25 protein-coding genes, 1 tRNA gene and 1 pseudogene are annotated in these 25878 nt (G+C 68.1%); 19 read left to right on the top strand and 8 right to left on the bottom strand.

Going from position 1 to position 25878, the window contains the following annotated elements; translation table 11 throughout:
• Window positions 1-135 precede the first annotated feature (135 nt).
• Together ACSQ2G_RS23260 and ACSQ2G_RS23255 are read left to right on the top strand one after the other, a co-directional pair.
• Entirely contained in the window at window positions 136-1188 is a 1053-nt protein-coding gene (locus ACSQ2G_RS23260) for a glycosyltransferase (protein ID WP_436034740.1), read from the top strand.
• 44 nt (window positions 1189-1232) lie between these two features.
• Window positions 1233-1309 (top strand) — tRNA-Met (locus ACSQ2G_RS23255).
• 90 nt (window positions 1310-1399) lie between these two features.
• On the opposite strand, the gene ACSQ2G_RS23250 is transcribed toward ACSQ2G_RS23255, so the two are convergent.
• A complete protein-coding gene (locus ACSQ2G_RS23250) occupies window positions 1400-1879 on the bottom strand; it encodes a hypothetical protein (protein ID WP_436034739.1) in 480 nt (159 codons plus the stop codon).
• Window positions 1880-2041: 162 nt separating this feature from the next.
• Here ACSQ2G_RS23250 and ACSQ2G_RS23245 point away from each other — a divergent pair, with 162 nt between their 5' ends.
• The 5 genes from ACSQ2G_RS23245 (at window position 2042) to ACSQ2G_RS23225 (ending at window position 5577) form a co-directional block, all read left to right on the top strand.
• Window positions 2042-2386, top strand: a complete 345-nt coding sequence (locus ACSQ2G_RS23245) for a hypothetical protein (RefSeq protein ID WP_436034738.1) — start codon at window positions 2042-2044, stop codon at window positions 2384-2386.
• Between the two features lie 399 nt (window positions 2387-2785).
• Window positions 2786-3223 (top strand): YciI family protein, encoded by a 438-nt coding sequence (locus ACSQ2G_RS23240; RefSeq protein ID WP_436034737.1) that lies wholly within the window; start codon window positions 2786-2788, stop codon window positions 3221-3223.
• Complete coding sequence (locus tag ACSQ2G_RS23235; RefSeq protein ID WP_436034736.1) at window positions 3220-4485, top strand: RNA polymerase sigma factor; 1266 nt, start codon at window positions 3220-3222, stop codon at window positions 4483-4485. Before ACSQ2G_RS23240 ends, ACSQ2G_RS23235 begins: the two co-directional genes overlap by 4 nt.
• A 79-nt stretch (window positions 4486-4564) precedes the next feature.
• On the top strand, window positions 4565-4987 hold the full coding sequence (locus tag ACSQ2G_RS23230; protein ID WP_436034735.1) for a VOC family protein: 423 nt from the start codon (window positions 4565-4567) through the stop codon (window positions 4985-4987).
• 53 nt (window positions 4988-5040) lie between these two features.
• Window positions 5041-5577 (top strand): SRPBCC family protein, encoded by a 537-nt coding sequence (locus ACSQ2G_RS23225; protein WP_436034734.1) that lies wholly within the window; start codon window positions 5041-5043, stop codon window positions 5575-5577.
• A 19-nt stretch (window positions 5578-5596) separates the two neighbouring features.
• On the opposite strand, the gene ACSQ2G_RS23220 is transcribed toward ACSQ2G_RS23225, so the two are convergent.
• The gene (locus ACSQ2G_RS23220) at window positions 5597-6493 is read right to left on the bottom strand and encodes a type II toxin-antitoxin system prevent-host-death family antitoxin (RefSeq protein WP_436034733.1); all 897 of its coding nucleotides are present in this window, start codon (window positions 6491-6493) and stop codon (window positions 5597-5599) included.
• A 315-nt stretch (window positions 6494-6808) separates the two neighbouring features.
• Between ACSQ2G_RS23220 and ACSQ2G_RS23215 the strand changes: the two genes are divergently transcribed.
• Genes ACSQ2G_RS23215 through ACSQ2G_RS23205 form a run of 3 tightly spaced genes read left to right on the top strand, consistent with a single transcriptional unit; the run spans window position 6809 to window position 9213 of the window.
• Window positions 6809-7174, top strand: a complete 366-nt coding sequence (locus ACSQ2G_RS23215) for a TadE/TadG family type IV pilus assembly protein (RefSeq protein WP_436034732.1) — start codon at window positions 6809-6811, stop codon at window positions 7172-7174.
• A gap of 6 nt (window positions 7175-7180) precedes the next feature.
• On the top strand, window positions 7181-8878 hold the full coding sequence (locus ACSQ2G_RS23210; protein WP_436034731.1) for a pilus assembly protein TadG-related protein: 1698 nt from the start codon (window positions 7181-7183) through the stop codon (window positions 8876-8878).
• Between the two features lie 44 nt (window positions 8879-8922).
• Window positions 8923-9213 carry a hypothetical protein gene (locus tag ACSQ2G_RS23205; protein WP_310082122.1) on the top strand — a complete coding sequence of 97 codons (291 nt, stop codon included), beginning with the start codon at window positions 8923-8925 and terminating at the stop codon, window positions 9211-9213.
• Between the two features lie 3 nt (window positions 9214-9216).
• On the opposite strand, the gene ACSQ2G_RS23200 is transcribed toward ACSQ2G_RS23205, so the two are convergent.
• On the bottom strand, window positions 9217-10209 hold the full coding sequence (locus ACSQ2G_RS23200; RefSeq protein WP_436034730.1) for a glucokinase: 993 nt from the start codon (window positions 10207-10209) through the stop codon (window positions 9217-9219).
• 201 nt (window positions 10210-10410) lie between these two features.
• On the opposite strand from ACSQ2G_RS23200, the gene ACSQ2G_RS23195 reads away from it, so the two are divergent.
• A complete protein-coding gene (locus ACSQ2G_RS23195; protein WP_436034729.1) occupies window positions 10411-10764 on the top strand; it encodes a PilZ domain-containing protein in 354 nt (117 codons plus the stop codon).
• A gap of 190 nt (window positions 10765-10954) precedes the next feature.
• Complete coding sequence (locus ACSQ2G_RS23190) at window positions 10955-13264, top strand: alkaline phosphatase family protein (protein ID WP_436034728.1); 2310 nt, start codon at window positions 10955-10957, stop codon at window positions 13262-13264.
• Window positions 13265-13346: 82 nt separating this feature from the next.
• Here ACSQ2G_RS23190 and ACSQ2G_RS23185 read toward each other — a convergent pair whose 3' ends face one another.
• A complete protein-coding gene (locus tag ACSQ2G_RS23185; protein WP_310082113.1) occupies window positions 13347-13787 on the bottom strand; it encodes a helix-turn-helix domain-containing protein in 441 nt (146 codons plus the stop codon).
• Between the two features lie 344 nt (window positions 13788-14131).
• Here ACSQ2G_RS23185 and ACSQ2G_RS23180 point away from each other — a divergent pair, with 344 nt between their 5' ends.
• The gene (locus ACSQ2G_RS23180) at window positions 14132-14464 is read left to right on the top strand and encodes an Mpo1-like protein (protein WP_436034727.1); all 333 of its coding nucleotides are present in this window, start codon (window positions 14132-14134) and stop codon (window positions 14462-14464) included.
• Between the two features lie 92 nt (window positions 14465-14556).
• Window positions 14557-16533: pseudogene (locus ACSQ2G_RS23175) on the top strand (methylmalonyl-CoA mutase family protein); the annotation flags it as partial.
• 83 nt (window positions 16534-16616) lie between these two features.
• On the opposite strand, the gene ACSQ2G_RS23170 reads toward ACSQ2G_RS23175, so the two are convergent.
• Window positions 16617-17684, bottom strand: a complete 1068-nt coding sequence (locus ACSQ2G_RS23170) for a type I restriction endonuclease (protein WP_436034726.1) — start codon at window positions 17682-17684, stop codon at window positions 16617-16619.
• A 143-nt stretch (window positions 17685-17827) separates the two neighbouring features.
• On the opposite strand from ACSQ2G_RS23170, the gene ACSQ2G_RS23165 reads away from it, so the two are divergent.
• Window positions 17828-18118: a nucleotidyltransferase family protein gene (locus tag ACSQ2G_RS23165; protein WP_436034725.1), complete on the top strand. Its 291-nt coding sequence runs from the start codon at window positions 17828-17830 to the stop codon at window positions 18116-18118.
• Window positions 18111-18476: a HepT-like ribonuclease domain-containing protein gene (locus tag ACSQ2G_RS23160; RefSeq protein ID WP_436034724.1), complete on the top strand. Its 366-nt coding sequence runs from the start codon at window positions 18111-18113 to the stop codon at window positions 18474-18476. Before ACSQ2G_RS23165 ends, ACSQ2G_RS23160 begins: the two co-directional genes overlap by 8 nt.
• A 98-nt stretch (window positions 18477-18574) precedes the next feature.
• On the opposite strand, the gene ACSQ2G_RS23155 is transcribed toward ACSQ2G_RS23160, so the two are convergent.
• A complete protein-coding gene (locus tag ACSQ2G_RS23155; RefSeq protein ID WP_436034723.1) occupies window positions 18575-19951 on the bottom strand; it encodes an MFS transporter in 1377 nt (458 codons plus the stop codon).
• A 92-nt stretch (window positions 19952-20043) separates the two neighbouring features.
• Between ACSQ2G_RS23155 and ACSQ2G_RS23150 the strand changes: the two genes are divergently transcribed.
• Window positions 20044-20769, top strand: coding sequence for an extensin-like domain-containing protein (locus ACSQ2G_RS23150; protein WP_436034722.1), 726 nt, complete (start codon window positions 20044-20046; stop codon window positions 20767-20769).
• A gap of 44 nt (window positions 20770-20813) precedes the next feature.
• On the opposite strand, the gene ACSQ2G_RS23145 is transcribed toward ACSQ2G_RS23150, so the two are convergent.
• Together ACSQ2G_RS23145 and ACSQ2G_RS23140 are read right to left on the bottom strand one after the other, a co-directional pair.
• The gene (locus tag ACSQ2G_RS23145) at window positions 20814-21290 is read right to left on the bottom strand and encodes an SRPBCC family protein (protein WP_436034721.1); all 477 of its coding nucleotides are present in this window, start codon (window positions 21288-21290) and stop codon (window positions 20814-20816) included.
• A gap of 122 nt (window positions 21291-21412) precedes the next feature.
• Window positions 21413-22204, bottom strand: coding sequence for a diguanylate cyclase domain-containing protein (locus tag ACSQ2G_RS23140; protein ID WP_436034720.1), 792 nt, complete (start codon window positions 22202-22204; stop codon window positions 21413-21415).
• A 185-nt stretch (window positions 22205-22389) separates the two neighbouring features.
• Here ACSQ2G_RS23140 and ACSQ2G_RS23135 point away from each other — a divergent pair, with 185 nt between their 5' ends.
• Both ACSQ2G_RS23135 and ACSQ2G_RS23130 read left to right on the top strand, forming a co-directional pair.
• A complete protein-coding gene (locus tag ACSQ2G_RS23135) occupies window positions 22390-23157 on the top strand; it encodes an SDR family oxidoreductase (protein WP_436034719.1) in 768 nt (255 codons plus the stop codon).
• Window positions 23158-23308: 151 nt separating this feature from the next.
• The coding region (locus ACSQ2G_RS23130) for a response regulator (protein ID WP_436034718.1) at window positions 23309-25878 on the top strand (2570 nt) is incomplete at its 3' end.

Here is a 25878-nt window from a genome sequence, read left to right as displayed (position 1 = left end):
CGCGACGCCCCGTTGTCATCCGCCCTTCCGCCGTCACCCCGGCTGGGATGACGGCGAAGGGCGTGCGTTGACTTCGCCACCGCCCCAAACCAAGGTCCCGCCTCGCCAGCCCCGGCGTCTTTCGCGGAGCCCGCCTTGACCGCCATCCTGCACGCCATGTTGGGCAAGGGCCTGGGCGGCCTGGAGCAGGTGTTCCTCGACTATCAGCCGATCCTGGAAGCCTACGCCGCCACGCGGGGCGGGGCGGCCACGGGCCTGGTGCGGGCCGGCGGCCAGGTCGCGGTCCAGCAGGCCGGCCGCGTCCCGCCGCTGACGACCATGCCGGCCTACACCGACTGGGACCCGCTCACCCTGGGCGCCGCTCGCGCGATCATCCGGGCCACGGCGCCCGACCTGATCCTCAGCCACGGCCAGCGGCCCGCCCGGCTGCTGGCCAGGGTCGCTCCGCCGGGGGCCATGCTGGCGGTCTGCGTGCACAAGCCCGCCTTCGACGTTGAGACGACACGCACCCACTATGTCTGCGTCGGCCAGCACCTGGCCGAACTGGCGGCGGCGCGCGGCGTCCCGGCCGAACGGGTGCATGTCGTGCCCAACGCCGTGAAGCCGCCGACCGTCCTGGCGACGCCGTTCTCCAGGACCGGCCGTCCGCCGCGCATCGTCGCCGCCGGCCGCCTGCATCCCAAGAAGGGCTTCGACGTCCTGGTCGCCGCCCTGGCCCTACTGCGCGATGACGGCCAGGTTCTCGACTGCGAGATTGCCGGCGAGGGCGACGAGCGCGCCCGGCTGGAGGGGCTGATCGCCCAGCGCGGCCTACAGGATCGCGTACGCCTGGTCGGCTGGCGCGACGACGTTCCGGCCTTCCTGGCGACCGGCGACGTCTTCGCCTTCCCCTCGCACCAGGAGGGGTTTCCGCTGGTGCTGCTGGAGGCCATGGCCGTCGGCCTGCCGGTGGTGTCGAGCGCGATTTCCGGGCCGGTGGAGATGATCGCCGACGGCGTCGACGGCGCCCTGGTCCCGCCCGGCGACCCCGCCGCCCTGGCCCGGGCCCTGGCCGGCCTGGTCGCGACGCCGCAAAAGGCGGCGGCCCTGGGCGTCGCCGCCCGCGCCAAGGTGCTGGCTGAATACGGTCCGGCCAGCCTGCAGCGGCGTCTGGACGCGGTGCTCGATCGGATGCTCGGACGGGCTTGAAGCCGCCCCCGCTTTGCGCTTATAAGCCCGCCTCCGCTTCGTGCGGCTGGGTAGCTCAGATGGTTAGAGCGGTGGATTCATAACCCACAGGTCGGCGGTTCGATCCCGCCCCCAGCCACCACGGCGAGGCTTCCGCGACATTCTGATTTCGCTGTTCTTTTCGGTCGACGGAAAAGGGCGGAATGAGGCCGCCAGAGGCCTATTTCTCTACCTAGAATTCGTCGATGTAAGATTGTTGTTCGGACTGCGTGATCAGCGCCTTCGCAAAGATCGCGACGATCACGCCCAGCATGAGGATGCCCAGCGCATCCAGGTTTGGCGGCCGGGACGATAGCGACGACATGGCGATGGCAAAGGCGCTTTGAATGGCTCCCCCTGCTGCCAGCGCCCAGCCGGCTCGGGCCATTCCGCTCAAGGCGAGCATCGAAAAGCCGCCCTCCTGGCCGACTTCCTTCAGGATTCGACGGGAACACCACAGCGCGTAGACGTACGCCGCCGACGCGGCTGATCCCAGCGGAAGCGCCGGAGCCGCCAACACGAACAGGCCGAAGCGACGACCGCTCAAAACTCCATCGCCGATTGAAAGGGTCGCGACCCACGAGGCCGCTTGGGCCAGCAGAATGGCGCCCGCGATGATCACGCTCCCTGCGACCAACAAAGCTGACTTAGAGCGTCCGCCAAGCGCTTTCATGGAGAACTCCAACGATCAATCTTCACAGCGCCCACCACAGCCAGAACGCTTCGGCAAGAGCGCGACCTTGATAGTTGCACGCCTCCGAAGTGCGTGCAAAAATCTATCTTAGCGCGCATTTGGCGCGTCGCCGACCAAATCGGAGGCGGTGGAACATCGCCGGTGAACAACAATCATGCAAAGCCAGTAGAGAACCAACTCCTTGAATTCGCCATAGAAGACATAAAGGACTTCTTTCTGGAATTGAACGACAAGCTCACCATTGGAACTCCAGAGGAAAAATTGACTTGGGCGAACTATTTCGACGCGTTTGGAGATCAATCTCCGTACACAGATCTTGATCAGGACGGTGATCGCGACCTCACTGACGCGGCGAAATATCATTGGAAGAAGGCGGTTGAAGACGCGAATGCGGGTCACGCCGCGTTGGCCGCCGTCTTTAAACGGATGGCGATCGAGATAGACCATATCCAAGGTGAAATCCCACTTGCTGGCGGTCCGGACTAAGTCTGGTCCAATATCTCGGAGTAGGACCACCTCCCTGACACCGTCGCCCAATATGGGAGGAGGCGATCGTCGCCAACCAGTTCATCGACGCCCCAGGCGTGGATCCAGCTTTCCCAGGAAGCCGCGTAGCGCGCGGCGATTTCGCCTAGGGTCATTCGCCTGGCCACCCACCACGCCGTTTTTCGGCAAACGGCGACGGAGTCTTTTCCTCCGGGCCGCGGACGGAAGAGTCGACATCGGCAAGCGTCAGAAGCGGCGGACGACTGACGTCGCCGACCCCTTGATCGGCGAGCGGCGAGCAGCCCGGCGCCAAGCCGAGGCCCGCCGTTTTTTCCCCGCCCCCCCCTGTCGGATCCCCCCGCCCTTGATCGTCCTCAGGACAATCAAGGCGCCCATCCCATGCTCTATGCCATTCTCTGCTACAATTTCGAGGACGTGGTCGGCGCCTGGAGTCCGGCCGAGGACGCCGCGGTGATGGCCCGGCTGGGGGCGGTCGAGGCCGGCCTGGCCGCCGCCGAGCGGATGGGGGCGGCGGCTCGCCTGCTGCCGACCACGGCCGCCGTCACCCTGCGCAAGGGGCGCGGGGATTGGGGCCGCGAGCTGATGGTGATCGACGGGCCGTTCGCCGAGACCAAGGAGCAGCTGCTGGGCTTCTATGTCGTCGATTGCGCTGACCTGGAGGGAGCCATCGCCGTGGCCCGCGACCTGGCCGTGGCCAATCCCGATCGCGGCGCCTATGAAATCCGGCCGCTGGCCGTCTATCGTCCGGGCAGCCTGGCCGGCGCGCCGAGTCAGGTTCGCGGGCGCAAAGCCCATGTCAGGGGAGCCGGGGCATGACCATCGCCAATATCGACGCGGCCTGGATCGACGCCGCCCTGACCGCCGCGCGGCCCCCGGCCGTGGCGGCCCTGCTGCGTTATTTCCGTGACCTGGACACCGCCGAGGAGGCGTTCCAGGACGCCTGCCTGCGGGCCCTGAAGGCCTGGCCCAAGAACGGTCCGCCGCGCGACCCGACCGCCTGGCTGATCCTGGTCGGCCGCAACGCCGCCCTGGACGGGGTGCGCAAGCAGAGCAAGTCCTCGCCGCTGCCGCCGGAGGAGCTGATCTCCGACCTGGAGGACGCCGAGGCGACCCTGGTCGACCGGCTGGACGGCGAGCACTATCGCGACGACGTGCTGCGGCTGCTGTTCATCTGCTGCCATCCGGACCTGCCGGCCACCCAGCAGGTGGCCGTGGCCCTGCGCATCGTCTCAGGTCTCTCGGTGCGCCAGATCGCCCGCGCCTTCCTGGTCGGCGAGTCGGCGATGGAGCAGCGGATCACCCGCGCCAAGGCCCGGATCGGGGCGGCCGACGTGCCGTTCGGCGCGCCCGGCGTCGAGGAGCGCGCCCAGCGCCTGAACGCGGTGGCGGCCATGGTCTACCTGGTCTTCAACGAAGGCTATTCGGCCGGCGGCCAGGAGCTGCTGACCCGCGGCGCGCTGTGCGACGAGGCCATCCGCCTGGCCCGCCTGCTGCTGCGGCTGTTCCCCAGCGAGCCGGAGGTCATGGGCCTGACCGCTCTCCTGCTGCTGCAGCACGCCCGCGCCCCGGCCCGGTTCGACGCCGACGGGGCGGTGGTGCTGCTGGAGGACCAGGACCGCGGCCTGTGGAACCGGCGGATGATCGCCGAGGGCCTGGCCCTGATCGACAAGGCCGTGCGCCATCGCCGACCCGGCCCCTACCTGGTCCAGGCCGCCATAGCCGCCGAGCACGCCCGCGCCGAGCGTCCCGAGGACACCAACTGGGCGCGGATCGACCTGCTGTACGGCGACCTGGAACAGCTGGCGCCGTCGCCGGTGGTGACCCTGAACCGCGCCGTGGCCGTGGCGAAGGTCGCCGGGCCCGAGGCGGCCCTGGAGATGATCGAGCCCCTGGCCCCCAAGCTGTCGGGCTATTTCCACTTCTTCGGCCTGCGCGGCGGGCTGCTCCTGCAGCTGGGGCGGCGGGACGAGGCGCGCGTCGCCTTCGACCAGGCCATCGCCCTGGCCAACACCGCCGCCCAGGCCGCCCACATCCGCCTGCACCTGGACCGGCTGATGAAGGAGGGCGTCGGCGGCTGATTTCCGCGAAAAAGTTCGCGGCCCGTGTCGGGAAGACGATGCGACGTTCGTCCTTTGGGCTGAAGAGGAGAGAACGACCATGACCGACGCTCAACAACAGATGCCTCCGCTGCCCGCCGTCTCCGGCGGTATCGCGCCCTACCTGGTTCCGCCCAACGCCACCCAGGCGGCGGACTTCTACCTCAAGGCGTTCGGCGCCGAGGACGTCTATCGCATCCCGCCGGACGAGCAGGGGCGGACGATGCACATCCACCTGCGGATCAACGGCAACTCGCTGATGCTGTGCGACGCCTATCCCGAGCACGGCTACGCCTATGAGAAGCCCGCCGGCTTCACCCTGCACCTGCAGGTCGACGACGTGGACAAATGGTTCGAGCGGGCCGTGGCGGCCGGCTGCGAGGTGGTGCTGCCCGTGCAGCTGATGTTCTGGGGCGACCGCTACGGCCAGGTTCGCGACCCGTACGGCTTCATGTGGTCGATCGCCACCACGCCCAAGGCCTGAACCGCAGGACGGGCCGCTCGGCCGGCCCGTCCCTATCGAGAGAGGGGACAACCATGCTCAAGATCGTCGCCATCATCGCCGTGGTCGTCGTCGTCGCGGCCGTCGCTCTGCTGGGCTACGCCGCGACCAAGCCCGACCATTTCCGCATCGCACGCTCCACCGTGATCAAGGCGCCGCCGGAGCGGATCTACGCCCTGCTCGACGACTTCCATGCCTGGGGCGCCTGGTCGCCCTACGAGAAGCTGGACCCCGCCATGAGCCGCACCTATGGCGGTCCGGCCAGCGGCCTGGGGTCGACCTACGCCTGGAGCGGCGACGGCAAGGCCGGGGCCGGGCGCATGGAGATCGTCGAGGCCGCCGCGCCGTCGAAACTGGTCGTCGACCTGGACTTCACCAAGCCGTTCCAGTCGCGCAGCAAGACGCTCTTCACCCTGGTCCCCGAAGGCGACGCCACCCGCGTCACCTGGGCCATGGAAGGACCCTCGCCCTTCCTGTTCAGGGTGATGGACGTGATCTTCAACATGGACAAGGCGGCCGGCAAGGACTTCGAAACCGGCCTGGCCAGCCTGAAGGCGCGGGCCGAGGAATAAGGGGCTCCCTGGCGGAGGCTCAGGCCTCCGCCAGGATCAGCACCATCACCCCGTCGGCCGCGCCGTCGCGCAGGATCGGGGCCAGGGACAACTCGATCGGGCGTTCGTCGCCGGCCCGGACCAGCAGGGCCGTCTCGACCCGCGTCGGCGGGCCGCCCTGCAGGACCTTTTCCAGCGCCTGGGTCAGGGCGCGGCGGTCGGGCGGTCGGACGATGTCGGTCAGCCGGCAGTCCAGCAGTTCGGCGCTGGAAAACCCCGCCAGGCGCAGGAAGTCCTCGTCCATCTCGGCCAGCACGCCGCGGACGTTCAGCCGCGCCGTCGCCAGGCGGGGCAGGGCGGTCGTCGCCGTCTGCATGGCCAGCGCGTGGCGCAGGCGGCTGCGCAGGCTGTGCTCCTCGGTGCGGTTGGCGAACAGGGCCGCGACGCCGCCCGGATAGGGAAAGACGCGCACCCCGTAACAGCGGCCGGGCTGAACCGTGGAATCGGCCTCGAACTCCACCGCCTCGCCCGTGCGCAGCACCCGTCGCATCTGCTCGGCGATCACTGCCTGGGTGGGCAGGGGGAACAGGTCGCTCCAGCCGGCCCCGACCAGCTGGCCGGCGCTGCGGCCGGCCAGGGCCTCGAACACCGGATTGACCTTGGTGACGCGCAGCGTCGGATCCAGCGCGATGAAGCCCTCGGCCATCTGCTCGAGCAGGGCCTCGCGGCTGGTCTCGGCGATATGGCCTTGCAGGCTTCCGCCCGTCGTCGGCAGGTTGTTCCATCTGGCGTAGCGGTCCGCCGACAGCAGCACCACGCGGGGGCGGCCGTGGTGGGTGATGATGACGGGACCGGTCAAGGCGACGTCCTGCCACTGGCCGAAATTCCGGCTGACTTCGCCGGCCGTGGCGTGCGTGGCTGGAGAGTCGTTGGTCATGGCCGCCCCAGAAAATACGGAGAATCAGTCATCTCCGTCTTGCCCGTGAATCCGCGTGGCCGAGATGCCTTTAAGTCCTTGCCACGCTACCATCGTGGCGGTTGAGCGACAATTAATCGCGACATCCTTCAGGCGAGACAGGCTGTCGCCGTAAAATGCGTATTTTACATACTATGCGGATAAACTTGGCCGCATCCAAGCTGGGACAATCCTGCTCGCACAATCTTCGCGAGAAGGAATCGAGCGATGAGGAAGTCCAGCGAAACGATCGTGAGCGTTCGGCGCCTCGGACGCGACCGGTCCGGCGCGACTGCAGTGGAGTTCGCCTTCCTGGCCCCCGTGCTGATCTTCATCCTGATGGGGATCACCGGCTATGGCGGCTATTTCTGGATATCGCACTCGGTCCAGCAGCTGGCCAACGATGCCGCCAGGGCGGCGATCCCGGGAACCACGACCGCCGAACGGATCAGCCTGGCCAAGGCCGCCGTCGCCGCCAGCGCCAGCGACGCCCAGCTGATCCCGGCCAAGGTGTCGACCGAGGTGACGGACAGTGGCGGGCGGCTGACCGTGGCGGTGTCCTACGACGCGGCCCAGTCCATCGCGTTCGCGGTCCGCGGGGTGACCCCCATGCCGTCGGACCAGATCCGCCGCCGCGCGTCGGTGCAGCTCGGAGGCTATTGAAGTCCGATGAGCGGGTTTCGAGCTCGACGTTCGGTCATGGGCGGGGGCGGCGGCGCCTTCCACCGCGACCGCCGGGGCGGGGTCGCGGTGATCACCGCCATGTTCCTGCCCGTGGCGCTGGCCCTGGCCGCCCTGGCCGTCGACATGGGTTGGATCTATCTGCAGACCCGACGGTTGCAGGGCGTCGCCGACCTGGCGGCGATCTCGGCGGCCAACGACATCGGCCGCGCCCAGCTCGCCGCCAACGCGACCGTGGCGGCCAACGGCGAGGGCTGGCGCACGCCGCCCCAGGCGACCCTGACCCTGGGACGCTACACCGCCGACGCGGCGATCCCGGTGAAGCAGCGCTTCCAGCCGACCGCCCTTGACCCAGACGCCGTCCGGGTCTCGGTCGCCAGCGAAGCCGAGCTGTTCTTCGGCGCCGCGATACTGGGCCGGCCATCGGTCCCGATCCGTCGCGAGGCCACGGCCGCCCGGGCCGACCTGGCCAGTTTCTCGATCGGCTCGCGTCTGGCCAGCCTGCACGGCGGCGTGGCCAATACCCTGCTCGGCGACCTGACCGGCAGCCAGGTCAACCTGTCGGTGATGGACTACGACGCCCTGGCCGACGCCGACGTCAGCCTGTTCAGCTATCTCGACGCGGTCTCCACGCGCCTGCACCTGACCGGGCCGACCTACGACCAGGTCCTGCAGACCAAACTGACGACCGGACAGGCGCTGCAGGCCCTGGCCGACGTGCTGTCGACCAAGGGCGACACCACGGCCGCCTCGGCGACACGGACCCTGGCCATCTCGGCCGGCGACCGGACGCCCGCCCATCTGGAGGCCGTGGCCGCGCTGGGACCGTACGGCGATCAGGACCACGTGTCCGGCGGCTCCGCGGCCACCGTGGCGGTGAGCGCCATGGACCTGGCCCAGATGGTGCTCCAGGCCGGCCAGGGCCACCGCCAGGTCAAGCTGGACCTCGACGCCAGCGTGCCGGGCCTAGCCGACACCGATGTCTGGCTGGCGATCGGCGAGCCGATGAACAACGCGCCCTACATGACCGTCACCCGCGACAAGACGGTGATCGTGCGCACCAGCCAGGCGCGGCTCTATGTCGACGCCAAGCTGCTCGGATCGGACGTGCTGGGCGGCCTGGCCCAGGTGCATCTGCCGGTGCTGGTCGAGTTGGCGTCCGGCGAGGCGCGGCTCAAGGAGATCGACTGCGGGCGCAAGGCCGCCACGCTGGAGGTCAAGCCCAGCATCGGGTCGCTGAAGATCGGCGACATCGACCTGGCCGCGCTGGACGACTTCAAGCGGCCGCTGACCGTGGCCTCTTCGCAGTTGGTCAAGGCCCCCCTGTTCGGGGTGAGCGGCAAGTCCGACGTCGCGCTTGGCGGCGCGTCCTGGCAGACGGTGTCGTTCACCGACGCCGAGATCAAGGCCGGCGCGGTCAAGACCGTGAAGACCAACGACACCCTGGCCGCGGCGACCGCTTCGCTGCTGGCCAACCTCGATCTGGACGTCAACTTCGTCGGCCTGATCCATATCGGCCTGGGCGACGCGGCGATCCTGGCCGCCTTGAAGCCGCTGCTGGCGGCGGCGGCGGCTCCGCTGGACGGGGTGATCACCTCCGTGACCGATGTTCTGGGGATCGGCCTCGGTGAAGCCGACGTCCGGGTCAACGGCCTGAGATGCGGCGTCGCCGCCCTGGTCGCCTGATGGCTCCTCCCAACGGATTCAACGCACATGTCTGGAGTGAAAAGATGAGCGCCCTCGACTGGCCCGGCCTGGAATCGCTGGAGTTCGACGCCCCCCAGCGCGCGTTCGGCCGCAAGGGCGAGGCGCCGGCCCAGTTGCCGGAGAACCCGTTGCTGCACGCCCCGGCGCCGCCGCTGGACATCCGCGCGCGGCTGCACGCGATCTGCGCCCTCTACGCCCACACCCGCACCCAGGCCCAGCGCCTGGCCCTGCTGGAGCAGCTGGAGGACATGGCCCTGGAGGCCGCCCACCTGCTGGCCGTGGACCTGCTGCGCAACGGCTGGCGGCCGGATTAAGGCTCAGCAGTCGAGGAACTTCACGTCCGAGGCGGCGTAGCGCATGTCGCTAGGGGTGAAGAGGCTGGACAGGCCCAGCAGGGCGGGCCGGCCAGGCATGCTGAACACCGGCAGGTTGGCCAGATAATAGCTCATCCGTCCCTTGGCCCGGTAGCGGCGCACGAAGGCCTCGCGGTCCAGCAGGTCGCCCATGGTCTCGAGCAGGGGGCTGTTGAGGAACACCCCGCCGCGAGCCGCGAACAGCAGGGCCATGTCGCCCGCGAAGCCGCCCAGCAGGCCGCTGAAGATCGAGATCGCCTCGCGCGCCTTGGCGTCGCCGGCCCGCGCCAGGTCTATGATAACGTTGTCATTTTCCGGCACGACAAGAGGGTCTCCGTCGGCGACCAGGGCGCAGTGGATGTCGCTGAGGCCTTCCTTGGACAGCAGGCGCTCGGCCGAGACCTCGCCGTGGCGAGCGCGAACGGCCGAGAAGATCGGGGCCTCGCGGGCCTCGACCGGGCAGAAATCCATGTGGCCGCCTTCGCTGGGCACGGCCAGCCAGCCTTCGCCGCGCAGCGGGGCGAGACCGGCCACGCCCAGGCCGATGTCGGGACCGAGCACGGCGATGGCCCCGGTGCGGGCGGCCTTGCCGGGGTGGATCACCCCTAGTTGCGCCTCCGGGACCTTGGGCGCGCCCATGGCGCAGGCGGTGAAGTCGTTGACCAGATAGACCCGGGGCGTGCGCAGCACGTGTCGCAACCAGGTCAGCGACAGGGTCATGCCGGTGCTGGTCAAGGTGACGGCGCCGTCGATCTCCGGGCCGGCGGCGCTGACCGCGGCGCCGACCAGTTCGTCCGCGCCCAGCTCGGCCAGCACGGACTTGAGGCCGGCCTCCAGTTCCAGCGGGGTGGAGCCGGGCAGGACGCGGTGCTCGCCGGGCGCATCGCCGGGGCGGGCCAGGGCGATGATCAGGTCGCGTCCCGTCACGTCGGCCAACAGCGCCACGCCGTGGGTCATCGGGCAATCCTTTTCGTTTCCTCAGTTGGCCGGTCTTCGCCAGCCGCGCGGATCGTAAGATCAAGCGGTTACCGGCTAAATAACCGTGTCCGCCCAAGGTTCCCGGCGAGGCGGGGGATAAGTCGCGCCGGGGACGTGGTCAGCGGCAAATAAACCCTTCCATTGCACCGCCGATTAACGTCGCCGCGCGTTGTTACGGTCATGTCCAAGTTTGGTTCCGGCGGACCTTTGGACCGGCGCGCCGGTCCCCGCGTCGCGATGCAAAATCCCGGGAAGGTGCTCTGCGGCGCCTTCGCGTGGGACTGCATCGTGCGCGACCAGTCCGATGCGGGCCTGCGCATCCAGATGCTGTCCAGCGCCACGCCGCCAAGCAGCATCCAGCTGGTCGATCTGGCCAGCGGCTACGCGCATGACGCGCGAGTGGTCTGGCAGAAGGACCGCGAGTTCGGCCTGAAGATCATCCGGAGCCACGACCTGCGCGGCCTGGCGCCGGCCGCCCTCCAGACGGCCAAGCGCATCTGGCAGGCCGGCCAGGGTCGGGTGTCGGCCGGCTAGAGCATCGCGCGGTTTGCTCTAGACGCGGCCCGCGAAGGCGCGATGCACCTATAGGTGTGTTATCAAATATTCTTCCTTGAGTTGACTTGCGCCATTGGGCTGAGCAACCTTCGAGACGACCATTTCTGGTCGCGCCGATGTCGCGCGTGGGTCGCGGTCGGTTTGGAAGCGCGCGCCGGGAGGACAAGCCATGTCTACGCCGCAGACCGCCCAGATCTACGTCACCAACACCACCGACGGGACCGCGTCGATCACCCTGTGGCACGAGAACTCCGACTACGGGACCGAGACCGCGTCGTGGACCGCCGCGCCGGGCCAGACGGTCGGGCCGCTGACCGCGCACTTCAACACCGGCTTCGAATCGTGGACCGTCCTCGATTACTGGGCCTGCGAGATCAACGTGACCAGCGGCTCAACGCCGGGCCTCTACGAGAGCAGCGGCGTCCTGGAATACAGCGACTGGAAGGAATGCCAGCTGCAGGGCGCCGACGCCGGCCAGAACCTGACCTTCACGGTCAACACCCAGACCTTCGTCATCAACCTGGATTCCGGCGGGACTTCCACACCGATGAACCCGGTCGATCGGGTGAGCGCCCAAGCCTATGTGACCAACAACACCGACGGCAATGCGATCATCACCCTGTGGCACGAGAACAGCACCGACGGGACCCAGTGCAGCCAGCCCCTGGCCGCCGCGCCGGGCCAGACGGTGGGGCCGCTGACCGTCTATTTCCGCCTGGGCCTCGACGTGGCGATGGTGCTCGACTACTGGGCCGTGAAGCTGGTCGTGCAGGACGGCTCCAGCCCCGGCGTCTACCAGAACCAGGGCTCGACGCTGTATCCCCTGTGGAAGGAGTGCCAGCTGCAGTCAGCGGACGCGGGCCAGATCCTGGCCTTCACGGTCGACACCAACAGGTTCGAGATCAACCTGCCGTCGGGCGGAACCACCGCCGGCATGACTCGGACGGGCCCCTATGCGGCGGTCGACAACGTCTTCGTGCTGATGCTGGAGAACCACTCGTTCGACAACATGTTCGCGCTGTCGGGCATTCCAGGCATCACGGCGGCCACCACCGCCGACACCAACAGTTATGACGGCACGCCCCACGCCGTCGGCTCGCCGGCTCCGGCGGCCATGCCGACCGATCCCGGCCATGAGTTCGCCGACGTGGTCGAACAGCTGTGCGGCCAGGGCGTGACCCACACGCCCTGGCAGCCCTACAACACGCCGATCACCAACAGCGGCTTCGTCGCCAACTACGCCACCACGACCAGCGAGATCACCTCGGGCAATCCCAGCCTGCCGACGGCGCCGGAGTACGGCGACGTCATGCTGTGCTTCGACACGCCGACCCAGCTGCCGGTGATCTACCAGCTGGCCACCACCTTCGCCCTCTGCGACCACTGGCACGCCTCGATCCCCGGCCCGACCTGGCCCAACCGGTTCTTCGTCCACGGGGCCTCGTCGGCGGGATGGGCGGACTCGCCCGGCGGCGGCCAGATCGGCAAGTGGATCGCGCCGTTGGGCGGCGGCTTCGCCTATCCCGGCGGTTTCTCGATCTTCGACAAGGTCGCCGCCAACGGCCAGCAGTGGCGCATCTATGTCGACTCGAACGGCCCGGTGGCCGGCGGCGTGCCCCAGGTCGGAGCGCTGAAAGGCATCGTCTGGAAGGTCGACACCCACGGGTTCGGATCCCTCGCCGCCGACGTCCAGGGGCCCTATCCCTACGCCTACACCTTCATCGAGCCCAACTATGGCGACGTGTTGAGCGGCGACTACGAGGGCGGGTCCTCGCAGCACCCAATGGACTCGATGGCCGGCGGTGAGGCCCTGATCAAGGCCACGTACGAGGCGATCCGCAATTCACCGCTCTGGGACCGCAGCCTGCTGATCGTCACCTATGACGAGCACGGCGGCTTCTACGACTCCGTCGCGCCCACGGCCGCCCCACCGCCGGACGACGGCAGCCCCCAGGACCTGTCGATCAACTCCGGCGGCTTCCTGTTCGACATCTACGGCGTTCGGGTGCCGGCGGTGATCGTCTCGCCGCTGATCCCGCAGGGCGTGGTCGACAGCACGACCTATGACCACGCCTCGGTCTCGGCCACCCTGCAGGCGCTGTTCGGCACCTCGTGGATGACCCAGCGCGACAGGACCGCAGCCAACGTCCTGCCGCTGCTGTCGCTGGCCAGCCCGCGCACGGACTGTCCGACGGTGCTGAACAATCCCGCCAGCCTGGCCGCGTCCGCCGCTGTCGCCGCGGTGTCGCCGGACACGCCCCTGCCGCGGACCGGCAACGCCCAGGGCGCCTTGCAGATCCTGGCCAAGACCGACATGCAGCTGACGCGCGGCGATCCGGCCGAAACCGCGGCGATCCAGGCCCGGGTCGCGGCGATCACCACCGTGGGCCAGGCCCAGGCCTATGCGAACGAGGTGACGGCCAGGGCCAAGGTGGCCGGGGCCAGCCGCAACGCGCCGCCGCCGCGTCCGTCGACCTGAGAGCGTGGCGCTTCAAAAACGTTCGGGCCCCGGCGAAGGATCGCCGGGGCCCGAAGGGACACGTTACTAAGGCGTCGCCGGATCAGGCGGCGGCGCTCTCCGCGCGAGACGCTTCTTCAGCCATGGCGCGGACCAGGTCGAGAACCTGGCGGCGGACACGGCCGCGACCGATCTTGGGGAACACCTCGGCCAGTTCCAGGCCCTCGGGCGTGGTCAGGAACTCCTGCACGATGCGCTCGGCCTGCAGGCCGACCTCGTCGCCGTCCGAACCGTCCATCGGGTCGGCCAGGCCGTCGAAGAAGAACGATACCGGGACTTGCAGGGTCTTGGCGATCTCGTAGAGCTTGGACGCGCTGACGCGATTGGCGCCACGCTCGTACTTCTGCACCTGCTGGAACGTCAGGCCCAGGGAGTCGGCCAGTTGTTCCTGGCTGACGCCCAGCAGCTTGCGACGCATCCGGACACGGCCACCGACGTGGAGATCGACGGGGTTAGGGCGTCGGCCCTCGGTTTCTTCGCTCAAGTTTCGCCTCCAAAGGTTGTCCAGTCACTATGCCACGTCCGAGGCGTTCGTGGAACGCTGCGGCGGCGAAGCGCGGCGTTAGGTCGCTGAGGTTTAGCTTGTTAACCTCAGCTGGCGCTAACGCAGGGACGTACACGCCCAGATCGCGGCGATTTCCAGGCGAAAATATTTCGGCGGCGCTTCATTTTTCGGGCGTCGAGTCGTTCCGGGAACGGAATGGAATCAGCGCCGGCCTGGATCCGCGAACCCGCGCGGGCGGCTTTCGACCTTAACCGAGGCGCGGTCGATCGCGTCTAACGACCCATGGCCTTGCCACCGGGCCCCGTCGGGCGGAACATCGCTCCATGACAGCGCATGATCGGACCGCCAAGGACCCGGACGGACGCTACCGCAGCTTCGCGGCGTTCTATCCGTTCTACCTGACCGAGCACGTCAACCGCACCAGCCGGCGGCTGCACGTGATCGGCACGACCCTGGTCATCGCGGCCGTGGCCTGCGGTTTCCTGGTCGACTGGCGGTTCTTCGTCGCCGCGCCGCTGGTCGGCTACGGCTTCGCCTGGATGGGACACTTCGTATTCGAGAAGAACCGGCCGGCCACGTTCAAGTACCCGCTCTATAGCCTGGCGGGGGACTTTCGGCTGTGGTTCGAGGTGGCGACGGGCAAGCGGCCGTTCTGAGGTCCGGCGGCTTCGCTTTTGCGATGTTGCGCCGCAGCAAAGCCCGGTTCATGATCGTTGGTAATTAAGAACGACAGGACGGGAAGCGCAGGATGACCTCCAAGCCGTTCCAGCACGCGCCCGACGCGCCCTGGATCTTCCGCACCTATGCGGGGCATTCCACGGCCGAGAAATCCAACGCCCTCTACCGGGCCAACCTGGCCAGGGGCCAGACCGGCCTGTCCGTCGCCTTCGACCTGCCCACCCAGACCGGCTACGACGCCGACCACATCCTGGCGCGCGGCGAGGTCGGCAAGGTGGGCGTGCCGATCGCCCATCTGGGCGACATGCGCCAGCTGTTCGACCAGATCCCGATGGAGCAGTCCAACACCTCGATGACCATCAACGCCCCGGCCGCCTGGCTGCTGGCGCTGTACGTGGCCCTGGCCGACGAGCAGGGGGCCGATCGCGCCCTGCTGCAGGGCACCACCCAGAACGACCTGATCAAGGAATATCTGTCGCGCGGCACCTACATCTTCCCGCCGGGCCCGAGCCTGCGGCTGATCGGCGACATGATCGCCTGGTGCTATCGCGAGGTTCCGAAGTGGAACCCGATGAACGTCTGCAGCTACCACCTGCAGGAGGCCGGAGCGACGCCGGAGCAGGAGCTGGCCTTCGCCCTGGCCACGGCGATCAGCGTGCTCGACACCGTCAAGGCCGGCGGCCAGGTGCCCGAGGAGGACTTCGAGATCGTCGCCTCGCGGATCAGCTTCTTCGTCAACGCCGGGGTGCGGTTCGTCACCGAGCTGTGCAAGATGCGGTCGTTCACGCGGCTGTGGGACCGGATCCTGCTGGAGCGCTACGGCGTCCAGGACGCCAAGGCCCGGCGGTTCCGCTACGGCGTGCAGGTCAACAGCCTGGGTCTGACCGAGCAGCAACCCGAGAACAACGTCTACCGCATCCTGATCGAGGCCCTGGCCGTCACCCTCAGCAAGGACGCCCGCTGCCGGGCTCTGCAGCTGCCGGCCTGGAACGAGGCCCTGGGCCTGCCCCGCCCGTTCGACCAGCAGTGGTCGCTGCGCCTGCAGCAGGTGCTGGCCTACGAGACCGACCTGCTGGAATACGAGGACCTGTTCGACGGCTCGCACGTGGTCGAGGCCAAGGTCGCCGAGCTGTCGAAGGGGGCGCTGGAGCAGCTGGCCCGGATCGACGCGATGGGCGGGGCCGCGAGCGCCATCGACTACATGAAGGGCGAGCTGGTCGGCTCCAACGCCCGGCGGGTGCGTTCGGTCGAGACCGGCGACCTGACGGTGGTCGGGGTCAACCGCTGGACCGACAGCGAGGACTCGCCGCTGGCGGCCGGCGGCAAGGCGATCGAGACGGTCGACCCGCTGCTGGAGGCCGGCGTCGTCGAGCGGCTGAAGGCCTGGCGCGCGGCCCGCGACCCGGTCGCCGCCGAAGCCGCCCTGGCGGATCTGAAGGCGGCCGCCGCCGATGGCCGAAATATTATGGAATCCTCGATTACGGCCGCCAAGGCCGGGATCACCACCGGCGAATGGGCCGGGGCCCTGCGCGCGGTGTTCGGCGAGTATCGCGGCCCGACCGGTGTGGCTGTCGTGGTCTCGACCGGCGAGGCCGAGGATGTCGAGGCGGTGAAGAAGGAGGTCGAGCGGGTCTCGGAAATGCTGGGCCGCACCCTGACCTACCTGGTCGGCAAGCCGGGCCTGGACGGCCACTCCAACGGCGCCGAACAGATCGCCACCCGGGCCCGGGCCTGCGGCATGGAGGTGATCTATGACGGCATCCGCTCGACGCCGGACGAGATCGTCCGCCGCGCCAAGGAGGGCCGCGCCCACGTCGTGGGCCTGTCGATCCTGTCGGGCTCGCACCTGGACCTGGTGCAGGAGGTCATCCGCGTGATGCGCGCCGAGGGCCTGGGCCACATCCCGGTCGTGGCCGGCGGCATCATCCCCGACGGCGACGCCCTGATCCTCAAGCAGATGGGCGTGGCGCGGGTTTATACGCCCAAGGACTTCAAGATCACCCAGATCATGGGGGATGTGGTGCGGCTGGTGGAGGCGGCGGCGGTGGAGGGCCGCGAACAGGACGTTCGCGGACTTCGCGACCAGTTGGAATGGGAGGGCGATCTCGACAGATGAGTGGCTGGCGCTGACTATGCGCCAACGCTGTTAAGCTCTTTGAGGCGAGACTCGATGTGTTCGCTCAACTGATAAATATGCGTCAGTTCTGGTAGAAGATGGCGTTGCTCATCTTTACCAACGAAGGTGCCCAAATATTTCGTGGTGATGCCGTTAAAATGCATGCGGGCAATAGTCTTACGGTTGTTGTCATCGAGCAATATCGCGCAATAGGATTTCGCATCGCGAATAATCACCCGTTTTGGATCAACGAATTTTGACGCTATCGCCTGAATGATGTGGAAACCGGAGATCTCTTCAGGCGTTGTGATTACACCATCTTCATTCGGTTCCTCCTCCGAACCATCGGGCTCGAGAGTTGACGGGTTTGATGCGTTCAGCGCGGATGAGAGGCGATCGTTGACGAGCTCGCGAATGATCGTCGAGATCGATGACGCGATCATCTTGGTGAAACTGTCTTTGACCGCTGGCGTCAGCCGCCCTTCGTGAACGCGGCTGGCGAGCATCCTCACTAAATCTTCCGAGGGTTCAGCGAATTCCTTTTCAATTTCCTTGCGAAGCAGTGACTGCAATTTGAGATTGCCCGCCTCCTGGACGATCTTCTCGATGTCGAACGTGGCCTTCGCGAACTTCTCCAGCGTCTTTACGTCCGCCGTCTTCACGCCATCCAGGCTGAAGGTGAAGAACGGCTTGTCGTCCATTTTGTTGGGACGTTCGACGTCCGAATAGAACTGGTAGACGACACCATTCGTCAGGACTGCAAGTCGCGCGTCCGTGACGCTAAAATACCGAAACAGTTGGCCAGCGTGGTTGATGTTGAGCTCGACCGTCGATGGCTTGCATTCGATCAGGATCGACACCTTGCCTTCGCTGCAGATGGCGTAGTCGACCTTCTCACCCTTCTTGGTCCCGACGTCGGCGGTGAATTCGGGAACGACTTCGCTCGGATTGAAAACGTCATAGCCAAGCGATTGGAGGAACGGCATTACGAGGGCGGTCTTTGCCGCCTCTTCCGTCAAAAGCACTTCGCGATGTTCCAGCGCGCGCTTCTGTAGCTCCAAGATGCGGGTCGCAAGATCCATGGAACGGTCCCCCTTGTTTTATGGCTAAGCTATCTAAACCCGAGGGTCGCCATGGATGCAACCTTTCGCGCGAGTGATGGTCAGCAAAACAATTATAAGGGGCGGTGCTCCGCCTGCGCGGCCTTCGTGCTATAGTCTATCCCATGACCCTCGACGAAGCCCTCGCCAAGCTGCGCGCGGCCAAGCCGCTGCTGGATCGCTACGGCGTCCAGCGGGTCGGCGTGTTCGGCTCGACGGCGCGGGGCGAGGCGGGGCCCGATAGCGACGTGGACGTGCTGGTGGAGTTTGACCCGGCGCGCGTTCCCGGTTGGGAATATTTTTCGCTGGGCGATGAATTGGCCCTGGTTATGCAGCGGGCGGTCGATGTCGTGACGCCCAAATCGCTGCCGCGTCTGATGCGCGAGACGGTCCTTCGGGAAGTCGTCTATGCCTAAGGCTCAGCGCGAGGCCGCGCTGCTGCTGGCGGATATCGACAAGGCTATTGGCCGCATTCGGCTTTACATCGCGGGAATGGACGCCCGGGCGTTCGAAGCCTCGTTCATCACGTTCGATGCGACTGTGATGAACCTACAGGTCATCGGCGAATCGGTCGCTAAGTTGCCTGAGACGTTGAAGACGGCCGTGGCCGAACCGCCGCCCTGGGGCCAGATTGTGGCCGTGCGAAATCTCGTTTCGCACGGCTATCCCGACATTGATCCAGACGTGATCTGGACGATCGTCACGACCCGGCTGGAAGAATTGGAACTCGCCATTGGCAAGATGGCGGCTGCTCTGGAAGCGGGAAGCGTTTAAAGTATCGCCCGGAAAAGTGGACGCCGGTTTTCCGCAAAGGGGATGCGAAAACAAAAGTCTATAGCAAGGGCGCCATTCCTATATCGCGCGGCTTGCCCTCAGCCCCGCCCCAGCCGCCACGCCGCCGCCAGGCCGGCCAGCGCCAGCGGGATGAACGCCGCGAACAGCCACAGGCCGTGCGCCAGGCCGCTCTCCGGCGTGACGCCGTGCGCGAAGCCCAGGGCGTTGGCCAGGGCCCCCGCCGCCGCCGCGCCGGTGGCGCCGCCGATCAACTGGGTGGTGGGTACGGCGGCCGAGGCCAGGGGCTGCTCCTCAAGCGGCGCGCCGCCGATCACCCGCTTGGCCAGGAACGCCCAGCAGATCCCGAAGCCGCCGCCCAGCAGCACCATCGACAGGGTGATCCCGACCAGGCCGCCGCGCACCATCTCATAGGCCCCCCACGTCACGCCGGCCGCGATGACCACGGCGCCGACGCGGATCGCCAAGCCCTCGTGCCGGGGCTTCAGCCCCGCGACCACGAACGACAAGGCGGTCCAGCCGGCCGCGATGCCGCCGATCACATAGCCGCTGAGCAGGGGCTGGGCGCCGTGCAGCACCTGGATGAAGGTCGGGCCATAGACCGAGAAGCCGACCGTCGCCGCCTCGCAGAAGAAGATCACCATCAGGCCAAGGCCGGTGGCGGTGGCCAAGTCGCCGGCCGCGCGCGGCAGCAGGCGGTCGCCGGTGCGGGCGTTGACCGCCAGCATGGCCGCCATGGCCAGGGTCCCGAACACGGCGCAAAGGACGGCCGTCAGTCCGCCCGGCACGACGCCGGCGGCGGCTATCAAGGTCACGCCCAGGGTCAGCAGGGCCAGCTGCCGTCCGGGGATGCGGCCGCCCTCGGGCGCTTTCGGCGCGGCCGGCACCATGACCAGCACCGCGCCGACGAAGATCACGGCCTGGACCACGAAGAACCAGAACGCCCCGCGCCAGTAGCCGGCTTCCGCGAACAGCCCGCCGCACAGGGGGCCCAGCAGGGTGGCCGCGCCCCAGACCCCGGCGATCGCGCCATAGACCCGCGGCCACAGGCTTTCGGGGAACATGGCGCTGATCGCCACGTAGCATAGCGAGACGATCGCTCCGGCGCCCAGCCCCTGGACCAACCGTCCGGCGACGAAGACCAGGAAGTCCGGCGCCGCCGCGCCCATGGCGCAGCCGACGGCGTAGACCACCCCGGCCAGGGCGGTCGCCCGTCGCAGGCCGAAGCGGATCGACAGCTTGCCCGCGCAGGCCCCCGCCAGGATCGAGCCCAGCAGGAAGGCGGCGATCGACCAGCCGAAATACTGCCAGCCGCCGATCTCGCGCGCCACGCTGGGCATGATCGTCACGGTCACCAGGGTGTCGGCGGCGTTCAGCCAGATGCCCAGGCACAACAGGGCGAAGCGCGGGGCCAGTTCGGCGTTCAGCAGGCCGCGCCAGCTGTTCGAGGGGGTCATGGGCGTCTCCAGCGAGGCGCTAGATGCCCGCTCGCGCCGGCCAAGCCAAGCTTTGCGGCTGAACTTCGTCGCCGCCGCGCCGTTGGATGAGGGTGAAACTGGTCCTGCGCGAACCTTCTCCCGAAGCCCGGTCGCTGGCCGGCCTGGCCGGCTTCCTGCTGGACCTGCTGCTGGCCGGTTTGCTGATCTTCGCCCTGGTCGATCGCCTGGCGCCGCCGCAGGACCTGCCGTGGGAGCCGTTCTCGCTGGACCAGCCGATCGGCCTGGCCACGGCCGGCAAGCTGGCGCGGATCGACGCCGACCCCGTCGCCTGCCGCGCCGCCCTGCGCGAGGGCGGGGTGCGGTTCGCCGAGGACGAGACGCGCGAGACCGGCTTCTGCTCGACGCGAAACACCGTGCGGGCGGCTGGTCGCCTGGTCCCCGCCGCGCCGGTCATGACCTGTCCGCTGGCCCTGGGCTACGCGCTGTGGGAGCGCCAGGTGCTGGCCCCGGCGGCGCGCGAGATCATTCGCAGCCGGCTGACGCGGGTCGACCACTACGGAACCTATGCCTGCCGCACGATCTATGGCCGGCCCGGCGAGCGGCCCAGCGCCCATGCCCGCGCCGCCGCCCTGGACGTGGCCGGCTTCCGCTTCGCCGACGGCCGGCGGGCCACGGTGGCGGCGGACTTCCGCGCCGACGACGCCGAGGGCCGCTTCGTCCAGGCGGCGCGCCACGGCGCCTGCCGGGTGTTCGGGACCGTCCTGGGCCCGGACTACAACGCCGCTCACCGCGACCATTTCCACCTGGAGGAGGGCGGCTGGAACAAGTGCGCGTGAGCCATGAGCGGGGACAGGCGCATGCGCCTGTCCCCAGTCGATGCTCAGAACGTCTTGGCCACCTCGGCCAACTGGTCGGCGACGACGCCCCAGCCTTCGTGGAAGCCCATCTGCTCGTGGGCCTGGCGGTCCTCGACCGTCCAGTGGCGGACGGTGGCGGTATAGCGGGTCGTGCCGTCGCCCAGATCCTCGAACTCGATAGTCACGACCATGAACGGCTTCGCCGACGGGACCCAGGCCGAGGTGAAGGCGTCGGTGAACACCAGCCGTTTGTTCGGAACGACCTCGAGATAGACGCCGGGATTGGGCATCTCCTCGCCGTTGGGGCCCTTCATGACGATCAGGCTGGAGCCGCCGGGCCGGGTGTCCATCTCGGCGTGGGAGACGGTCCAGGGCTTGGGGCAGAACCATTCGTGCAGGCGCTCGGGCGTGGTCCAGCACTTGAACAGCTTGTCGGCCGGCGCGTCGATGATGCGGGTCAGGACCAGGTCGCGGTCGGTGAGGGAAGCGGGGGCGGTCATGGCGTTTGTCTCCGGTTTCGGTTCGTTGCCCCGAGGACGGCCCCGCGAGGGGCGATCCGACAACGCCGGAGAAATTTTGTCGGCGCGGGACGCCGCGTCGGCGAAAGTCTCGCCGCGAGGGATCAGGCTTGGCCCGTCCCTCGCCGATGGGAGCAGGATTCCGCCGCCGGCCCGCGCTTGGCGCGTCGGAGGGCGGCGTCGACATGGTGGACGAGGACGCCGGGGCGCAGCTCGGTGTTCGCGCTGGTCGCCATGCCGACCGCCGCTCCCGCGATCCTGAGCGCCAGGTCATCGATCTCGAACGGCGCTTCCAGGGCGCGGACCAGTCGCTGGGCGGGATGTCTGGCGGCCTGGGCGCAATCGAGGCGGGGCAGCACGACGGCGAACTCGTCGCCGCCCAGGCGCGCGACCATCTCGTCCTCCCGCGCCACCGATCGCAGACGTTCGGCGACCATGCACAGCAGCCGATCACCGACCGCGCGGCCATGGGTCTCGTTGATCGGCGTGAACCGCTTCAGGTCGATCAGCAGCAGGCCGGTGACCTCGTCGCCGGTCTTGCGCGTCTGCAAGGACTGGCCCAGGAATTCGAGCATCCGATCGCGGTTGGCCAGGCCGGTCAGCGGGTCTCGCGTCTCCAGCTGGGCGAGGCGCTGCTCGGCCGCTTGCCGCCGATCCGACTCAGTGCGCAGTTCGAAGGCCTTGAGGATCGCGAGCCCGGCCAGGACGACGACCGCCAGCAGCGACGCCGCGGCGTCAATTCGCAAGCCCGCGAGGTCGCGGCTGAAAGCTCTCTCGACCACCCCGAACTGGATGCAGACCTCGAGAGTCAGAAAGCTGGCGCAGACCACGACACCCGCGGTCTGAAGGCGATTAAATAAATTGTCCTTACCTAAAGTTCTCGTCATGGCGATCATTTACCATTGTCGTGAATGTGCGATGGCAGGGATAATGAATATCCGTCTGTACTTAACATTACATGGCCTATCCGCAGCGACTAGTGTGGTGCAGCAATAGGTCGCAGAGCGCGCCCCGGCTTGACGCGCGCGCGTGACGACAGCACTGTGTCGCAAATTCAAACAAATGTTTTATGAGGCGCGCCATGACCACCCTCTTCGACCTCGCCGGCAAGGTGGCGATCATCACCGGCAGCTCGCGCGGCATCGGCAAGGCCATCGCCCAGCGCCTGGCCGAGCACGGCGCCAAGGTGGTGATCTCGTCACGCAAGGCCGGGCCCTGCGACGAGGTCGCCGCCGAGATCAACGCCCGCCACGGCGAGGGGACGGCCATCGCGGTCCCGGCCAACATCGCTTCGAAGGACGATCTGCAGCGCCTGGTCGACGAGACGCGCAAGGCGTTCGGCAAGGTCGACATCTGCGTCTGCAACGCCGCGTCCAACCCCTATTACGGCCCGATGGCCGGCATCGCCGACGACCAGTTCCGCAAGATCCTGGACAACAACATCATCAGCAATCACTGGCTGATCGGCATGGTCGCGCCGGAGATGCGCGCGCGGAAAGACGGCTCGATCATCATCGTCAGTTCGATCGGCGGCCTGCGCGGCAACGCCGTGATCGGAGCCTACAACATCTCCAAGGCCGCCGACTTCCAGCTGGCCCGCAACCTGGCCCACGAGTTCGGCCCCGACAACGTGCGGGTCAACTGCATCGCGCCGGGCCTGATCAAGACCGACTTCGCCAAGGCGCTGTGGGACGATCCCGAGACCCTGGAACGCTCGACCCGGGGCGTGCCGCTGCGCCGGATCGGCGAGCCCGACGAACTGGCCGGGGCGGCGGTCTACCTGGCCTCGCGGGCGGGCAGCTTCATGACCGGACAAGCCCTGGTGGTGGACGGCGGCGCCACCATCTAGGCGGCGGTAAAAAGTCGGCCGGACGACCTGAAAAGTAGGATGATTTTCCCCAACGCCGCTCTTTCGCGACGGAACGTCGCGTCGTGCCGATCTTAACTTTGAATACAGGCCCTTTCCCGTACCGTACCGATGTTCACCGGGAAACCACGGCTTGCGGCGCTACGTCCTGTTCCTCGCGGCGATCGCGACCCTGTTGGCCGGTCCCGGCGGCGCGGCCTTCGCGCGGTCGCCCCAGTCGGCCAAGCTGGATGCCCTCTATCGCGAGATCCGGCGCGACGAGATTCAGCCGCCGGCGCGCGAGAACGACGACATCGAGCGGGTCGGCCGGCGGGCGCTGAAGCAGCACGGCGACAAGCGCCTCTACGGCCTGTGGTCGGTGCTCTATGCCTACAAGAGCAACCAGGTCCAGCCACAGTTCGACGACTGGTCCCGCCGCGTGCGCAGCTTGGCCGAGGAAGATCACGACGCTGAGCTGGCGACCCTGGTGGACCTGCTGCAGATGGCCTACCGCCATGAGTCCGGCGGCTTTCGCACCTTCACCGACGCCGACTGGAGCCGGTTCCTCGACAGGTCGGGCCCCGATATCCGGATGATGGCGGCGGTCGAGCGCATTCGCAGCCTGGGCCGCTCGGGCCAGTGGGCGGACGCCTCGCGCCTGGCCGCCGAGGCCACGGGCCAGCTGGAGCGCCGCGGCGCCATCGCCCGGCCGTTGCTGGCCGAGCTCCATCAGGTCCACTCCTACACCCTGTCCTACATCGGCGATAAGGAAGGCGCGCTGGACCACATGAGCCAGGCCGCTCGCCTGGACGAGGGCAACGCCTTCTACATGCGCAAGGTCGAGCGCATCTACGACATCGCCTACACCGCCGCCGAGGTGGGCGAGCTGGACGCCGCCGAGCACTTCGCCAGCGTGCACCACAACATGACCCAGGCGGCCGGCGACCCGGACCTGAAGACCTGGGACCGCTATCTGTGCGCCCGCATCGCCAGCGACAGGCACGCCCCCGACCGGGTGTTGCGCTGCCTGGCCGACGGCGACTTCGAGATCGCCCATCCGACCAACCGCCTGACCGGCCTCAGCCTGCGCCTGCGCGCCCAGGCCCGCGCCGAGCTGGGCGACGCCGCCGCCGCCAGGACAGACCTGGAAGCGCTGCGCGGCGTGCCGGTCGACAGGCTGGAGCGCGACCCCCAGGCCGAACTGCTGCTCAGCGCCTATATCGCCCTGGCCGAGCATCGCGGCGAGGAGGCCTTCCGCCTGCTCGACCAGTGGCGCCGGCAGGATCACGAGCGGACCCAGGCGGCCCTGTCGCGCAACGGCGCCCAGATGGCTTCGGCGCTGGAGACCGAGCTGAAGTCCAAGCGCGACGAAAGCAAGCGCCTGACGGCCGAGGTCGAGCTGAACCGTCGTCTGGCCCACGCCTCGATCATCATCGCCATGCTGCTGGGCGTGCTGGTGCTGGGCGGGGTGGCCTGGGGCGTCTATCTGCGCCGGGCCTCGGAGCGGCTGAAGGAGGCCCGCGGCCGGGCCGAGGCCGCCAACGAGGCCAAGTCCGCCTTCCTGGCCGTGATGAGCCACGAGCTGCGCACGCCGCTGAACGGCATGTTGGGCATGGCCCAGGCCCTGCGCACCGAGCGCCTCGACGTCCGCCAGCGCGAGCAGGTCGAGCTGATGATCGACAGCGGCGACACCTTGCTGGTGCTGCTCAACGACATCCTGGATCTGTCGAAGATCGAGGCCGGCAAGCTGGAGATCGCGCCGACCGCCGGCGACCTGGTCGGGGTCTGCGCCCGCCTGGTGGGCGGCTACCAGCCCACGGCCCGCGAGAAGGGGGTCGAGCTGACCTTCACCGTGGCCGGCGAGCCGCCGCCGATGCTGCTGTTCGACGCCGTGCGCGTGCGCCAGTGCCTGGCCAACCTGCTGTCCAACGCCCTGAAGTTCACCGTGGTCGGCCGGGTCGACGTGACCCTGGCCTGGCGGCCCGACCCGCAGACCGGCCGCACGGCGGTGAGCCTGACCGTGCGGGACACCGGCATCGGCATGAGCCAGGCCACGCTGTCCAAGCTGTTCGGAGCCTTCACCCAGGCCGACGCCTCGACCACCCGGACCTTCGGCGGCACCGGCCTGGGCCTGAACATCACCCGTCGCCTGGCCGAGCTGATGGACGGCGAGATCCTGGTCGACAGCCGCGAGGGCCGCGGCTCGACCTTCACGCTCGGATTCCAGGTCGATGTCGCCGCCGCCTCGGCGACCGACGGCGCGACCCCGGCCTTCGGCGTCGCCAACGAGGACGAGCCGACGCTCTCGCCCCTGCAGGGCCGCCGCGTGCTGGTCGTCGACGACCACCCGGTCAACCGCAGGGTCATCAAGCTGTTCCTGGCCCCGTTCGACTGCGACCTGGTCGAGGTCGAGAACGGTCGCGAAGCGCTGGACGCGCTGGAGGCGGAGCCCTTCGACCTGGTGCTGATGGATGTCAACATGCCGGTGATGGACGGGCTGGAGGCCACGCGCCGCCTACGCCGCGATCCGCGCTGGGCCAGCCTGCCGGTGATCGCCCTGACCGCCGACGTCATGCGCACCCAGATCGACACCTGCCTTGAAACGGGCATGGACGCCCACATCGCCAAGCCGATCGACCTGCGCGACCTGCTGTCGGTGCTGGTCCAGGTGCTGGACAAGCGCGGCGTCGCATCCGCCGACAGGGCCGAGGTGGAAGCGACGAT

Origin of the sequence: Caulobacter sp. LjRoot300 (assembly GCF_964253875.1) — a bacterium.
Lineage (GTDB): Bacteria > Pseudomonadota > Alphaproteobacteria > Caulobacterales > Caulobacteraceae > Caulobacter.
The sequence above is the reverse complement of the archived record's forward strand: the minus strand, read 5'-3'. Positions and strand labels throughout refer to the sequence as shown.